The organism is Sphingomonas sp. BK069 (genome assembly GCF_014193405.1).
Classification (GTDB): Bacteria; Pseudomonadota; Alphaproteobacteria; order Sphingomonadales; family Sphingomonadaceae; genus Sphingomonas.
Window position 1 is genome coordinate 271,494 of sequence record NZ_JACHZH010000002.1, and the last position, 13,625, is coordinate 285,118.

Genomic DNA, 13,625 nt, shown 5'->3' on the forward strand with positions numbered 1-13,625 from the left:
CCGGGCTCGCGCGTAGGACAGGGTCACAGCGCGCGCTCCAGCCACGCGGCAGCATCGGCCGCGAACGCCTCCCGTACCGTCTCGTCGGCGATGCGGTCGAGCGCGTCCGCCACGAAGGCGTGCGTCAGCAGCGCCTTGGCGCGCGCCGCCGGGATGCCGCGGCTCTCCATGTAGAAGAGCGCGCGCGCGTCGAGTTCGCCCACGGTCGCGCCGTGCGCGCATTTCACGTCGTCGGCGAAGATCTCCAGCTCGGGCTTGAGGTTCACCGTCGCGGTGCGGTGGAGCAGCAGCCCGCGCAGCGACTGCTCGCCGTCAGTCTTCTGCGCGTGGCGCGCCACCTCCACCGCCGCGGCGAGGCTCGCCTGCGACTGGTCCGCCGCGACCGCGCGCCACAATTGGTGCGACTGGCCGTTGGGCTCGGCGTGGCGCACGCGCACCGCGCATTCCTGCTGGAGCCGGTCGCGGGTGAGCAACGCACCGCCGAACTCGGCGTAACCGCCCTCGCCCGCCAGCGTCAGCGCGGCGTCGACGCGCGCGCCCTGATCGCCCGCGGCGAGCACGGTGCCGGTGAAGCTCGCCGCCTGGCCGAGCACGATCTCGTCGCGCAGCGAGACGAAGCCCGCCGCCTGGGTCAGCCGCACCGCGCGCGACAGCCGCGCGCCGCGCCCCAGCCGGACGCTGGTGAAGCGGTTCGACCAGCCCGCGCCCACGAACGTCTCGACCAGCTGCGCGACCGCGTCGTCGCCCAGCTCGATCGCGGCGCCGAGATGGTTCTCCGCACCGGTGGCGACATGGACGACCTGGACCGGGTCGGCGACCGCCTGCGCGTCGAGCGTGAGCGTCCAGCCGCGCGCGGCGCGCCGGCCGAGCGCGTGGTCGCTCGGGGCGATCGCGCCGACGCTGACGCGGTGGAGCTCGCTCGCACCTTCGTCGAGCTCACCGTCAACGAACAGGAGCTTGGCGCCGGGCAGGTCGAGGAACTGCGCGTCGGGGCGCGCGACCGGCGCGAGCGCGGCGGCCGCGGCGATCCCGCCGAGATCGGCCCAGCGCCATGCCTCCTCGCGATTGGAGGGAAGGTCGAGCACGCTCATGCGGCGGCTCCCATGTGATTCGGTTCACGCGAAGACGCGAAGACGCGAAGAGGTTCGCACGCGGAGGCGCGGAGACGCGGAGGCGTTGCGCCCCGCCGCGCCAGCGCCGCCGCATCACATCGCGTATGGTGATGAGGGCGCGCTGCCACGCGCGCGACACCTCCGCGTCTCCGCGCCTCCGCGTGAACCATCTTCTTCGCGTCTTCGCGGCTTCGCGTGAACAACATCATCACGCCGCCACCTCGGCATAGCCCTCGCGCTCGAGCTGCTGCGCCAGCTCCGGCCCGCCCGAGCGCGTGATGCGCCCGTCCGCCAGCACGTGGACGCGGTCAGGCCGCACGTAATCGAGCAGGCGTTGGTAATGGGTGATCAGCAGCACCGCCTTGTCCGGCTGGCGCATGATGCGGTTGATGCCGTCGCCGACCACGCGCAGCGCGTCGATGTCGAGGCCCGAGTCGGTCTCGTCGAGGATCGCGAACTTTGGATCGATGATCCCCATCTGCACCATCTCGTTGCGCTTCTTCTCGCCGCCCGAGAAGCCGACGTTGACCGGACGCTTGAGCATGTCCTGCTGGAGCCCGAGTGCGTCGGCCTGCGCGCGCGCCACTTTGAGGAACTCCGCGCCCGACAACGGCTTCTCCCCGCGGACCGCGCGCTGCGCGTTGAGGCTCTCGCGCAGGAACTGGACGTTGGACACGCCCGGGATCTCGACCGGATATTGGAAGCCGAGGAACACGCCCGCGGCGGCGCGCTCGTGCGGCTCCTTGTCGAGCAGGTCCTCGCCGTTGAACGTGACCGAGCCCGCGGTCACCTCATAGCCGGGCCGCCCGCCGAGGACGTAGCCGAGCGTCGACTTGCCTGCGCCGTTGGGCCCCATGATCGCGTGGATCTCGCCCGCGTCCACCTGGAGCGTGAGGCCCTTAAGGATCGGCTTGCCGTCGATCTCGGCATGAAGGTTGTCAATCGTGAGCATCGTCATTCCTGAAGCCCCTCCCCTGTAGGGAGGCCGTTGCCTATTCCATCGTCAACCCGGACGTGTCCGGGATCGACCCTTCCGCAAACCTACCGACCGTCAGGCGCGCCGACGGCTGGCCACCGGAACAGGCCCGGGGTGACGGAAGGACGAAACGTCACCCCACGCTCCCCTCGAGCGAGATCCCAAGCAGCTTCTGCGCCTCGACCGCGAACTCCATCGGCAGCTGCTGCAGCACCTCGCGCGCGAAGCCGTTGACGATCAGCGCCACCGCGGCCTCGGCGTCGAGCCCGCGCGACATCGCGTAGAATAGCTGATCCTCGCTGATCTTCGAGGTCGTCGCCTCATGCTCGATCTGCGCCGAGGGGTTGCGCACCTCGATGTACGGCACGGTGTGCGCGCCGCACTGGTCCGACAGCAGCAGCGAGTCGCACTGGGTGAAGTTGCGCACGCCCTCCGCGGTCGGCGCGACGCGCACCAGCCCGCGATAGGTATTGTCCGACCGCCCCGCCGAGATGCCCTTCGACACGATCGTCGAGCGCGAGCCCTTGCCGAGGTGGATCATCTTGGTGCCGGTATCGGCCTGCTGGCGGTTGTTGGTCACCGCCACCGAGTAGAACTCGCCGACGCTGTTCTCGCCCGCCAGCACGCAGCTCGGGTATTTCCAGGTGATCGCAGAGCCGGTCTCGACCTGGGTCCAGCTCACCTTGCTGTTCCTGCCCTGGCAGAGCGCGCGCTTGGTGACGAAGTTGTAGATGCCGCCGACGCCGTTCTCGTCGCCGGGATACCAGTTCTGCACGGTCGAATATTTGATCTCGGCGTCGTCGAGCGCGACCAGCTCGACCACCGCGGCGTGGAGCTGGTTCTCGTCGCGCATCGGCGCGGTGCAGCCCTCGAGGTAGCTGACGTACGCGCCCTTGTCGGCGACGATCAGCGTGCGCTCGAACTGGCCGGTATTCTCGGCGTTGATGCGGAAATAGGTGGAGAGCTCCATCGGGCAACGTACGTCCTCGGGCACGTAGACGAAGGTGCCGTCCGAGAAGACCGCCGAGTTGAGCGTCGCGAAGTAATTGTCGCGCTGCGGCACGACCTTGCCCAGCCACTTGCGGACGAGGTCAGGGTATTCGCGGATCGCCTCGCTGATCGACAGGAAGATCACCCCCGCCGCCTTGAGCTCCTCGCGGAAGGTGGTCGCGACCGAGACCGAGTCGAACACCGCGTCGACCGCGACCTTGCGCGCGCCCTCGACCCCCGCGAGCACCTCCTGCTCCTTGATCGGGATGCCGAGCTTCTCGTAGGTGCGACGGATCTCGGGGTCGAGCTCGTCGAGCGACGCGATCGTCTTCTTCTGCTTGGGCTCGGCGTAGTAGTACGCGTCCTGATAGTCGATCGGCGGCACGTTGAGCTTGGCCCAGTCGGGCGCCTGCATCGTCTGCCACAGGCGGAACGCCTTGAGCCGCCAGTCGAGCATCCACTCGGGCTCGTTCTTCTTGGCGCTGATATAGCGGACGGTATCCTCGCTCAGCCCCTTGGGCGCGAAGTCCTGCTCGATGTCGGTGGCGAAGCCCCACTCATACTTCTTGGCGACGGCCGCATGGGCCTCGGCGTTCTTCGTGGCCATGTTATGCCTCAACCTTCATCTGTTCGGGCGCGGGCGTGGGCGCGGCGGCGAGCGACGCCAGCGTCACCCCCGCGAGCGCGCCGCGCACCGCCTGATTGACCGCGTTCCAGTGCGGCTTGACGCGGCAATTGCCCTCGATCGCGCAGTCGTGCTCGGCGGCGTCGACGCAGGCGGTGAGCGCGATCGGCCCCTCCACCGCCTCGACCACGTCCGCCAGCGTGATCATCGCGGGCGGGCGCGCCAGCCGGATCCCGCCGCCGGTGCCACGCGTGCTGTCGATCAGCCCCGCCGCCGCGAGTCGGCTGACCAGCTTCTGCGCAGTGGGCAGCGGCACGCCGGTCTCCTCGGCGAGCGACGTGGCGTTCATCCGCGCCAGCCCGCCGCAGTGGCGCGCGGCGGCGGTGAGCAGCACCACGGCATAATCGGTCAGGCTCGAGAGGCGCATCGTTCCCAGCTAAGCAGTTGCGATCGACTCTCAAATCGGAGTAGATCGTTCCGATTGGCATGTGGCCGCCCTTCGGCGCGAAATCAACCGCGCGGGTTCGCGCCGGGCGCAAAAAAAGGGCCCGGCAGAGGCTGCCGGGCCCTTGAGGAAAGAACTTCCGTTCGGAAGCCCTTCGGGTCGCAGTCGCGTTATGCACACGACTCGTCGCGGAAGGATTGGATAGATTCATCTCGCTCAAGTCGAATCTTTACAATTCGTACGGCTTGATCTCGCCTCGGGAGGGGACGACAGACGCGATATGGCGATCTCCTCCCTCCTCCACCGCGCCACGTTGGCGCTGCCGCCCGAGCGCGCGCACGACGTCGCGCTCGGCGCCCTGGCGCGCTGGGGCACGCTGGGCGGGCCGCTGGGTAGCGCGATGCCGCGGCTGCCGACGCGCGTCGTCGGGATCGATTTCCCCAACCCGGTCGGGCTCGCCGCCGGGCTCGACAAGGACGCGCGCGCGATCGCCGGGCTGATGCGGCTCGGCTTCGGCTCGGTCGAGGTCGGCACGCTCACGCCGCGCGCGCAGCCCGGCAACCCGCGCCCGCGGCTGTTCCGGCTGGCCGAGGACCGCGCGATCATCAACCGCATGGGCTTCAACAACGGCGGGCTCGCCGCGGGCGTGGCGCGCGCCGCGGCGGCGCGGCGCTACGGTGGCGTGCTCGGGATCAACGTCGGCGCCAACAAGGACGCGGCCGACCGCGTCGCCGACTATGTCGCGGGGGTGAGCGCCGCGGCGCCGGTGGCGGACTATGTCACGATCAACGTCAGCTCGCCCAACACGCCGGGGCTGCGCGACCTGCAGCACGGCGCCGCGCTGGCCGAGCTGCTCGCCGCCTGCGTCGCCGCGCGCGGCGCCACGCCGCTGTTCCTCAAGGTGGCGCCCGATCTCGAGACGGCGCTGGTCGACTCGATCGCGCGCGCCGCGCTCGACGCGGGCGTGGACGCGCTGATCGTGAGCAACACCACGGTGAGCCGCCCGCCGTTGCGGAGCGCACACGCGGGCGAGGCCGGCGGGCTGTCGGGCGCACCGCTGCGGTCGCTCGCAGCCGAGCGGCTCGCCGACTTCCGCCGCGCCACCGGTGGCGCCCTGCCGTTGATCGCGGTCGGCGGGATCGACAGCGGGGCGGAGGCCTATGCGCGGATCCGCGCCGGGGCGAGCCTGGTGCAGGTCTATACCGCGCTGATCTACGACGGGCCGGGGCTGCCGCGGCGGATCGTGTCCGAGCTGGCGGCGTGCCTCGCGCGCGACGGCTTCGCGAGCGTGGTCGAGGCGGTGGGGGCGTAACCTACAATCCTCCCCTTGCAGGGGAGGTGGCAGCCCGCAGGGCTGACGGAGGGGTGACCCGGCCGGTGAGGCGCTTCGTCACTCACCACTGGCGACACCCCTCCGTCAGCGCCGATGCGCTGCCACCTCCCCTCGCAGGGGAGGATCTTGAGACCCTTACGCCTCCTCTTCCTCCTCCTCGTCGGCGCCGAGCTCCTCGGTCAGCGCAGCGAGGATCGCCTTGTTGAAGGCGGGGATGTCGTCGGGCTTGCGGCTGGTGATGAGATTGTCGTCGACCACGACCTCCTCGTCGACCACCTCGCCGCCGGCATTCTCCAGGTCGGTGCGGATCGACTCGAAGCCGGTCAGCCGGCGCCCGTCGATCACGTCGGCCTCGGCGAGCAGCCAGGGCGCGTGGCAGATCGCCGCGACGATCTTGTCCTCGTCCATGAAATCCTGGACGATCTGCACCGCCTTGGCCTCGACGCGCAGCTTGTCCGGGTTGGCGACGCCGCCCGGCAGCACCAGCGCGTCGTAGTCGTCGACCTCGACCTCGTCGAGCGTGAGGTCGGGCGTGGCGGTCTCGGCCTGGTTGATGTCCTGCTTCATGCCCTGGATCGGGTCGCGCTTGATCGAGGCGAGCGTCACGGTGACGCCGGCGGCTTCCAGCGCCTGACGCGGCTCGAACAGCTCCACCGTCTCGAAGCCGTCGGCGGCGAGCATCAGCACGCGGGCTTGCGACAGGTCGGCCATGGGAAATCTCCTGATACGTGTCGGTTCGACGCGGTCCCAACCCCGCCGCCGCACGCCCGTTCCGGAACGATGCGGCAGCCCGCGCATTTCCCGCGACATGAGCGTAGAAGCGGAGCGCACGACCGGAAACGGCTGCCACATCGTCTATTTCGACGACGGTGAGCCCGGTATCACGCGCAAGAAAACGCGGCACGGCGCCTGGGCCTATTACGATTCCGACGGCGCGCGCATCTCCGACCGCGACGAGATCGACCGGCTCAACGCGATCGGCCTGCCCCCTGCCTATACCGACGCCTGGTTCTGCCCGGACCCGACCGGGCATATCCAGGCGGTCGGCTGGGACGAGAAGGGGCGCAAGCAATATCGCTACCATCTCGAGTACCGCGCGCAGCAGGAGGCGGCCAAATACGACCTCTGCGCCCCGTTCGGCCGCGCGCTGACGAAGCTGCGCGCGCGCGTCAAGGCCGATCTCGATAAACGCACGCACAGCAAGGAGCGCACCGTCGCCGCCATCGTCAAACTGCTCGACATGGCGGCACTGCGCATCGGCAACGAGACCTACGCCAAGACCAACAAGAGCTACGGCCTGACCACGCTGCGTGACCGCCACGCGCAGATCAAGGGCAGCACGCTGGCGCTCCAGTACAAGGCCAAGTCGGGCAAGACCCGCAAGCTGCGCATCACCGACGGCAGCCTCGCGCGCTTCGTCAAGAAGTGCCAGGACCTGCCCGGACAAAAGCTGTTCCAATACGTCGGGGACGACGGCGCGCCGCATGCGGTGACCTCGTCGGACGTCAACGCCTATCTCCGCGAGGCGATGGGCGACGGCTTCACCGCCAAGCATTTCCGCACCTGGGGCGCAAGCGTCGTGGCGTTCGAGGCGCTGGTCGAGGCGCCCGCGCCGATCGGGCTCAAGACGATGCTCGAGCCGGTGGTCGAGCGGCTCGGCAACACCCCCGCGATTGCGCGCAAATCCTACGTGCATCCCGCGCTGATCGAGCTCGGCAAGGACAAAGCCGCGCAGGCGGCGTTCCGGCAGACGCTGCGGCTACCGCGCGCCAGCCAGTATCTGACCCGCACCGAACGCGGGCTGATCGCCTTCCTGGAGCAAACCGGTGCGTGCGAGTTGAAGGCGGCCTGAGATGAGTGACACCAAGGCGGCCGCGACCAAGCCGGCCGCGTCGATCGACGCCGGCCGCGTCGGCGACCAGCTTCAGGCGCTGCTCGGCGCGAGCGTCACCTGGCTGCAGGAGCATTGGCTGCAGATCCTGATTGCGCTCGGCATCGGCGTGGCGCTCGCGCTGCTGCTGTTCTGGCTACGTGCGTTCGGTCCGCGGCTGGCGCGGCGCAGCGCCTCGGGCAAGGGCTGGTCGGCGGTGCTGGGGCGCGCGGTGGAGCGCACCAACGCCTTCTTCATCGTCATGCTCTCGGCGCGGCTGGTGAGCGGCTATGCCGCCACCCCGCCCGAGCTGGACGCGACGATCGCCTTCCTGTTCAAGGTGGCGGTCACCTTCCAGGGCGCGATCTGGGCGCGCGAGCTGATCCTCGGCGCGATCGAGCATCGCACCCGCGGCGAACATTACACCGGCGAGGCGCTGATGAGCGCGATGGGGCTGATCCGCCTCCTCGTCAGCGTCGCGGTGTTCGCGATCGCGCTGGTGGTGGTGCTCGACAATCTCGGGGTCAACGTCACCGGGCTGGTGGCGGGGCTCGGCGTCGGCGGCATCGCGATCGGTCTCGCCGCGCAGGGCATCTTCGCCGACCTGTTCGCCGCGCTGGCGATCATCTTCGACCGCCCGTTCCGCCGCGGCGACAAGGTCAGCTACGGCACCACCAGCGGCGTGATCGAGTCGATCGGGCTGAAATCGACGCGGATCCGCTCCTTTACCGGCGAGCTGCGGATCATCTCGAACCGCAACCTGCTCGACAAGGAGATCCAGAACACCTCGCTGCGCGATCACGTCCGCGTGTCCTACACGATCGGCGTCACCTACGAGACACCGCCCGACACGCTGGCGCGCGTGCCCGCGATCCTGACCGAGCTGGTCGAGGCCGAGGGCGCCAAGGTGGCGCGGTGCGGCTTCGAGACGTTCGGCGCCTCGAGCCTCGACTATGCGCTCCAGGTCGACACGCCGGGGGACGACTGGGCCACCGCGCACGCCACGCGCGACCGGCTGATGGTGGCGATCATGCGGCGCTTCGCCGACGAGAAGATCGGCATCGCCTACCCCACGCAGACCACCTACACCGCCGCACCCGACGGGACGCTGGTGATGCCCTATGCGGAAGTGGCGCGAGGCTGAGGAAGCCTCCTCTCCAATCCTCCCCTGCAAGGGGAGGTGGCGCGCGCAGCGCAACGGAGGGGTGTCGCCAGGGTGAGTCTATCGAGGCTCACGAGCGGCAACACCCCTCCGTCAGGCCTACGGCCTGCCACCTTCCCTTGCAGGGGAGGATTTCGTCGGCATCGTCCGGACTAACGGCACGCGGCCCTCAGTCCCGCGCCCGCGCCGCGCCCACCAGCCCCGGCGCATCCGCGACGAAGCGGTCGAGCACGCCATCCGCCACCTTCACCGTGCCGTCGAACCTCGTCGCGCCGGGGATCGTCTTCACCGCCGCCGCCTGTGCCGCCAGTTGCCCCGCCGCGGCGAAGTCGCGTGATGCGGCAGCGCTGCGGTCGAGCGCCGCGCCCAGTCCGGCCGCGGTGAGCTGGAGCGCGCGGCCCCACAGAGCGGCCGCCTCGAGCCACGGCGCCGCCTGCGCCGCGAAGCCGGGGTCGATCACGCCGGCACGGATCGTGTCGGGCGCGGCCGCCAGCGCGTCGGCGCGCGCCGCCAGCGCCGCGATCGCCTCGCGCCGCGCCGCGTCGTCGCCGTCGGCCAGCGCGAAGCGGACGCCGTCGAGCAGCGCCTTGAGCCGCGGCGCCTGCTCCTGCCACGGCTGGCTGCCGAAGGTGGGGGCGAGATGCTGTGTGTCGAAGAAGTCGAGCAGCGCCGCCGCGGTGCGCGCGTCACTGCCCGACAGCGCGTCCGCGGCGAAGCGCCAGCCCTGCGCCGGGTCGTAGCCGCGGTCGTTCCACGCGAACGCCGCGACGCCCGCCACCGCGACGCGGCTGGGCGCCTCCTGGTTCATCGGATTGGAGAGGATGCCGCTCAGCTCGCCCGCGAGCCCTGCCTCGCGCCGCGCATACGGGGCGAGCAGCAGCCGGCCGGTGGTCTGGGCGTAATCGTTGACCGGGTAATTGTCCCACAGCAGCGTCTTGCGCCCGAACGCCGTGGTCGCGGTCTTGGCGTCGCCGATCGAGATCGCGGGCGGCACCACGTCGGTGCCGGTCCATTGCACCACCACGCGCGGGTCGAGTTCCTGCCGCAGCGCGGCCTTGTAGGGCGTTTCCTTGGCGTCGTAATATTCGGTCGGCACCATGATCAGCGGCGGCGCGGCGCGGTCCTTCGCGATCAGGTCGCGCTGCACCGCGTTGAGCAGCCGCGCCTGCGCCGTGCCAGCGGCGGCCGCCCCAGAGGCGCCGAACGCGGCCTCGTCCTTCGCGCAGTTCCACTTCTTATACTCGATGTCGTCGAGCGCGACGTAGAAGCTGCGCACGCCGATGCCGCGCAGCCCGTCGAACTTGCGCTCCAGCGCGGCGGCGTCGGCGGGGTCGGAGAAGCACACCGTCGGCCCCGGCGAGATGGCATAGACGAAATTGACGTGATCGCGCTTCGCCGCCGCGGCCAGCGTGCCCAGCTCGGCCAGCGTCGCCGCCGGATAGGGCTCGCGCCAGCGGTCGCGCGCATAAGGGTCGTCTTTGGGGCTGTAGACGTAGGTGTTCGCCTTGACGCTCGCGAGGAAGTCGAGGTGGCGGATCCGGTCCTCCTGCGTCCAGGGCTTGCCGTAGAAGCCCTCGATCGTGCCGCGGATCGGCATGGCAGGATGGTCCTGGATCACCAGCCCCGGCACCTCGCCGCGGCGCGCGAGCTGGTGCAAGGTCTGCGCGGCGTGGAACAGCCCGTCGGCATCGTGCCCGGCGAGCGCGATCAGCCCGCCGCCCGCCGCGTCGGGGCGCGCGACGAGCGTGTAGCCCTCCGGCCGGTCGTCGGCAGAGGCGCCCGCGCGCGCGAGCGAGTCGCGCACCGCGACGGCGTCGCTCGTCCCGACGACGACGTGGAGCGCTGCGAGCGTGGCGGGCAGCCGGTTCGCGATGGTGACCTGGGTGACGCCCGCGGCGGTGAGCGCGGCGCGTACCAGCGCCACCGTCTCCGGCGCGGTGCCGGGCGCGACCACCAGCACCGCGGCGCGGTCGAGCGCGACGCGGCCGCCGATCAGCGCCATCGACGTGGGCGCGGGAAAGATCGCGGGGAGCGTCGGCACCTGCGCCGAGGCGGACGTCACCGCGGTGCCGGCGAGCGCGGCGGCGAGCCACAGGGGGCGAGGGGTCCGCGTGCGTGTCATGTCGCGCTCCGGTATCATGTTGGTATTATGATTGTCTGGGTAGAAGGCGCGGCGCGGCTTCGCAAGCGGGGGTGTGGCAGCCCCGTTGCCGCGTCAGCGCGATGGGAGCGGCTGGTAAGGCGTCCTCTCCCCAACCCTCTGCCGTCATCCTGAGCTTGTCTCAAGATCCACCGGCCCGCGAGCGCCGCCGCCAGATCTCGCGCGGCACGGTGGATCCTGAAAGGAGGTCAGGATGACCCCAGCGTGGAGGGGTAACGCCTCACAGCCGCGGTCGGCGTTCGGAGCGCGGCCGCGGCAACCCGATCCGCGAAGCCGACGCCTACCCCGCGGTCCCGGCGACCGCCCGCGGCGGCGCGGTCGCGGCCGCGACGGTGGCGGGGACGAGCTGGCCGGCGCGCCAGCGATCATAGGCGGCGAAGAAGTCGGTGAACGGCCGCTCCAGCGCCGCCAGCCGCTCCGCCGCGAAGCCCGGCAGCGTCGCCGCCGGCACCGTCGCCATCGCGCCCAGCGTGTCCGCCGCGCCGGCGCAGAAGGCGTCGCGCGCCAAGTCCTGCGCAAAGAAATTATAGAGCCGGGTCATCTGGTCGTCGAACCGGTCCTGCCAGTCGCCACCACCGGCGCGATACTCGGCCTGGAGCGTCGCCTGCGCGCTGGCGAACTCGACCTTCCGCGCGGCGAGCATCGCATTGTACTGCGCGATGATCGTCGCCTCCTGCGCGCCGCGGCAGGCGAGCGCGGCGACGTTGAGCGCGCTGCGCAGGTGCCACACCGCCCCCGCGCCGCTGAGCGCGCGGTTGGGCGTGGGATAGCTGCCGTCGGGCAGGCGCGCCGGGACGTTCATCCCCGGCCGTGCGCCAGTTGGGAGCGGCGCGGGCACCATCGCGACGACGGGTGGTGGCGCGGCCGCCGCGGTCGGCGGCGGCGCGGCGTGGCGTGAGCAACCCGCGAGCAGCACGGCGATGAACAGCGCCCAAGCGATCGATGCGGCGGGCGCGCTCTGCTGGAAACGCACGGTCGGGCCCCTTCTGTTGTGTCCCCGCTTCGATCGTACGCCCGTACCGCGGCGGCGCCCACGGCAGCACGACCCGCCCGCCCGCGCTTCGCGCCCAACCGAGTCGCTTTCGCGCCAGGGCGAGTCGCGCGCCGCTCATGCCTCCTCGATGCGGCGCTCCTCCTCGGTGCGCAGGCTCATCTCGGTGAAGTCGAGCTCCTCCTGCAGCACCAGGAAAGAGTCGGCGCCCACCTCCTGCGCCTCGCGCAGTTCCTCGAGCCGCTCGCGCTGGCACGCCACCGCGGCGAGGCCGAGCTGGCGCTTCTCCTCGCCCGCGCGCGCGTCGCCGCCGGCCCGCATCGCGTCGCGCTTGGTCGCGAGGCCGTAGCGCCAGTGGTCCGCCGCCGCACCCGGCGCGTCGCCGATCCGCGCCAGCGCCGCCTCCGCCATCGCGACACGCGCGCGCGCCAGCTCCTCGCCCAGCCCGTCGTCGCCGTCGAGCCCGAGCCAGCGCACCAGCGGCGCCAGCGTCATCCCCTGCACCACCAGCGTCGCGAGCACGACCGCGAAGGCGGTGAGCACGATCAGGTCGCGCTGCGGGAAATGGCCTGGCAGCGCGAAGGCGGTGGCGAGCGTGACGATGCCGCGCATGCCGCACCAGCCCACCACCACGCTCTGCGCCAGCCCCGTGGCGGGATAGTCGCCGCGCAGCTTGGGAAAGTGGAAGGCGAGCCGGTTGTAGATCAGCACCCAGGCCATGCGCACGACGATCAGGCAGGCCACCACCGCGGCGGCGAACACCGCCGCCTCGCGCAGCCGCTCGGGTGCCATGCCGGCCACGATCGTGCGCGCCTGGAAGCCCATCAGCAGGAAGGCGAGCACGTTGAGCAGGAACACCGCCGTCTCCCACACCGCGAAATCGTGCAGCCGCGCGCGCGGCGGCGTCACCAGCCCGGCCGAGCGCGCGATCGTCATGGCGAAGGTGACGAGGCACAGCACCGCCGACAGGCCCAGCCGCTCGGCCACCAGCCAGGCGGCGAAGCCCGAGACGAACTGGAAGATGTTGCCGCTCAGCGTGCCCCAGACCAGCGGCTGGATGCGGCGCATCGCCAGCGCGAGCAGGTAGCCGAGCAGCACCCCGCCGGGCACCGCGACGCCGACGCGCAGCGCCAGCCCGCCGTCGATCCCGCCATGGCTCTCCACCAGGATCGCGGCGGTGTAGAGCAGCAGCGCGGAGGCGTCGTTGAGCAGGCTCTCGCCCTTGAGCACCGCGACGGTGCGGCGCGGCATCCTGACGCTGCCCGAGATCGCGGTGGCCGCGGCGGCGTCAGGCGGGGCGACGATCGCGCCGAGCGCGAGCGCGGCATAGACTGGCAGCCCGGCGAGCGCGACGCCGAGCCAGGTCACCGCGCCCGCGCTCAGCAGCACCGCCACCAGCGCCAGCGCGGTGAGCGGCCGCCACAGCCGCATCACCGTGCCGACGGGAAAGTCGAACGCGGCGTCGATCAGGATCGGCGCGATGAACAGGGCGAGCGCAGTGTGCGGGTCGAGCGCGATCGTCGGCGCGCCGGGCAGCCAGGCGAGCGCCACGCCCGCGGCGGCGAGCAGCGCGGGATAGGGGATGCTGGTACGGCGCGCGAGCTGGAGCAGCAGCACCGCGACGCCGAGCAGCGCGAGCAGGCTCTCGAAGAAGGTCACGGCGCGCTCCCCTGCCGCGCCGGCTCCCGCGGCGCGCGTCCGCAGCATGGCCGATCGCGCGCGACGGCGCCAGCGGATGGTGGCTGGCTTCCACATAGGCGAGACCGGCACGTAGCGCTCCGGCCGCGAGATCGTCGCCGTGCGATACTCATTGAACAAGCGCCGGAGGGGGCCACCCCCGCCCTCACTGGCGTCATCCTGAGCTCGTCTCTGGATCCGCGATTCCACCAGCGCCACCGGCACCTGGGATCGCGGCAGGGTGGATCCTGAGACAAGCTCAGGATGACGGGGGCAGGCGGCG

At 71.1% G+C, this 13,625-nt stretch carries 11 protein-coding genes; 3 read left to right on the forward strand and 8 right to left on the reverse strand.

What is annotated here, in order from left to right; all coding sequences use genetic code 11:
* Positions 1 to 23: 23 nt before the first annotated feature.
* From FHY02_RS09865 to FHY02_RS09880, 4 genes are all read right to left on the reverse strand, one after another.
* Positions 24 to 1,091 (reverse strand): SufD family Fe-S cluster assembly protein, encoded by a 1,068-nt coding sequence (locus tag FHY02_RS09865; protein WP_183921756.1) that lies wholly within the window; start codon positions 1,089 to 1,091, stop codon positions 24 to 26.
* A 229-nt stretch (positions 1,092 to 1,320) separates the two neighbouring features.
* A complete protein-coding gene (gene sufC, locus FHY02_RS09870; protein WP_183921757.1) occupies positions 1,321 to 2,064 on the reverse strand; it encodes a Fe-S cluster assembly ATPase SufC in 744 nt (247 codons plus the stop codon).
* A 157-nt stretch (positions 2,065 to 2,221) separates the two neighbouring features.
* Positions 2,222 to 3,685 carry a Fe-S cluster assembly protein SufB gene (gene sufB, locus FHY02_RS09875; RefSeq protein WP_183921758.1) on the reverse strand — a complete coding sequence of 488 codons (1,464 nt, stop codon included), beginning with the start codon at positions 3,683 to 3,685 and terminating at the stop codon, positions 2,222 to 2,224.
* Between the two features lies 1 nt (position 3,686).
* Positions 3,687 to 4,130 carry an SUF system Fe-S cluster assembly regulator gene (locus FHY02_RS09880; RefSeq protein WP_183921759.1) on the reverse strand — a complete coding sequence of 148 codons (444 nt, stop codon included), beginning with the start codon at positions 4,128 to 4,130 and terminating at the stop codon, positions 3,687 to 3,689.
* Positions 4,131 to 4,428: 298 nt separating this feature from the next.
* On the opposite strand from FHY02_RS09880, the gene FHY02_RS09885 reads away from it, so the two are divergent.
* Entirely contained in the window at positions 4,429 to 5,460 is a 1,032-nt protein-coding gene (locus FHY02_RS09885) for a quinone-dependent dihydroorotate dehydrogenase (RefSeq protein ID WP_183921760.1), read from the forward strand.
* A 156-nt stretch (positions 5,461 to 5,616) separates the two neighbouring features.
* Here the strand turns inward: FHY02_RS09885 and FHY02_RS09890 are convergent, their stop codons facing one another.
* A complete protein-coding gene (locus FHY02_RS09890) occupies positions 5,617 to 6,192 on the reverse strand; it encodes a type 1 glutamine amidotransferase domain-containing protein (RefSeq protein WP_183921761.1) in 576 nt (191 codons plus the stop codon).
* A 97-nt stretch (positions 6,193 to 6,289) separates the two neighbouring features.
* On the opposite strand from FHY02_RS09890, the gene FHY02_RS09895 reads away from it, so the two are divergent.
* Entirely contained in the window at positions 6,290 to 7,333 is a 1,044-nt protein-coding gene (locus FHY02_RS09895; protein ID WP_183921762.1) for a DNA topoisomerase IB, read from the forward strand.
* Position 7,334: 1 nt separating this feature from the next.
* Positions 7,335 to 8,495 carry a mechanosensitive ion channel family protein gene (locus FHY02_RS09900; RefSeq protein ID WP_183921763.1) on the forward strand — a complete coding sequence of 387 codons (1,161 nt, stop codon included), beginning with the start codon at positions 7,335 to 7,337 and terminating at the stop codon, positions 8,493 to 8,495.
* 187 nt (positions 8,496 to 8,682) lie between these two features.
* Here FHY02_RS09900 and FHY02_RS09905 read toward each other — a convergent pair whose 3' ends face one another.
* The 3 genes from FHY02_RS09905 to FHY02_RS09915 all read right to left on the reverse strand — a co-directional run bounded on the left by FHY02_RS09905 (position 8,683) and on the right by FHY02_RS09915 (position 13,324).
* Complete coding sequence (locus FHY02_RS09905; protein WP_183921764.1) at positions 8,683 to 10,635, reverse strand: beta-N-acetylglucosaminidase domain-containing protein; 1,953 nt, start codon at positions 10,633 to 10,635, stop codon at positions 8,683 to 8,685.
* A gap of 319 nt (positions 10,636 to 10,954) precedes the next feature.
* Positions 10,955 to 11,647 carry a hypothetical protein gene (locus FHY02_RS09910; RefSeq protein WP_183921765.1) on the reverse strand — a complete coding sequence of 231 codons (693 nt, stop codon included), beginning with the start codon at positions 11,645 to 11,647 and terminating at the stop codon, positions 10,955 to 10,957.
* A 135-nt stretch (positions 11,648 to 11,782) separates the two neighbouring features.
* Positions 11,783 to 13,324: a sodium:proton antiporter gene (locus tag FHY02_RS09915; RefSeq protein WP_183921766.1), complete on the reverse strand. Its 1,542-nt coding sequence runs from the start codon at positions 13,322 to 13,324 to the stop codon at positions 11,783 to 11,785.
* Positions 13,325 to 13,625: the final 301 nt, after the last annotated feature.

Coding starts and splice junctions, on each gene's coding strand:
- FHY02_RS09865 (WP_183921756.1), bottom strand. CDS start 1,091: ATGAGCGTGCTCGACCTTCCCTCCAATCGCGAGGAGGCATGGCGCTGG.
- sufC (WP_183921757.1), bottom strand. CDS start 2,064: ATGCTCACGATTGACAACCTTCATGCCGAGATCGACGGCAAGCCGATC.
- sufB (WP_183921758.1), bottom strand. CDS start 3,685: ATGGCCACGAAGAACGCCGAGGCCCATGCGGCCGTCGCCAAGAAGTAT.
- FHY02_RS09880 (WP_183921759.1), bottom strand. CDS start 4,130: ATGCGCCTCTCGAGCCTGACCGATTATGCCGTGGTGCTGCTCACCGCC.
- FHY02_RS09885 (WP_183921760.1), top strand. CDS start 4,429: ATGGCGATCTCCTCCCTCCTCCACCGCGCCACGTTGGCGCTGCCGCCC.
- FHY02_RS09890 (WP_183921761.1), bottom strand. CDS start 6,192: ATGGCCGACCTGTCGCAAGCCCGCGTGCTGATGCTCGCCGCCGACGGC.
- FHY02_RS09895 (WP_183921762.1), top strand. CDS start 6,290: ATGAGCGTAGAAGCGGAGCGCACGACCGGAAACGGCTGCCACATCGTC.
- FHY02_RS09900 (WP_183921763.1), top strand. CDS start 7,335: ATGAGTGACACCAAGGCGGCCGCGACCAAGCCGGCCGCGTCGATCGAC.
- FHY02_RS09905 (WP_183921764.1), bottom strand. CDS start 10,635: ATGACACGCACGCGGACCCCTCGCCCCCTGTGGCTCGCCGCCGCGCTC.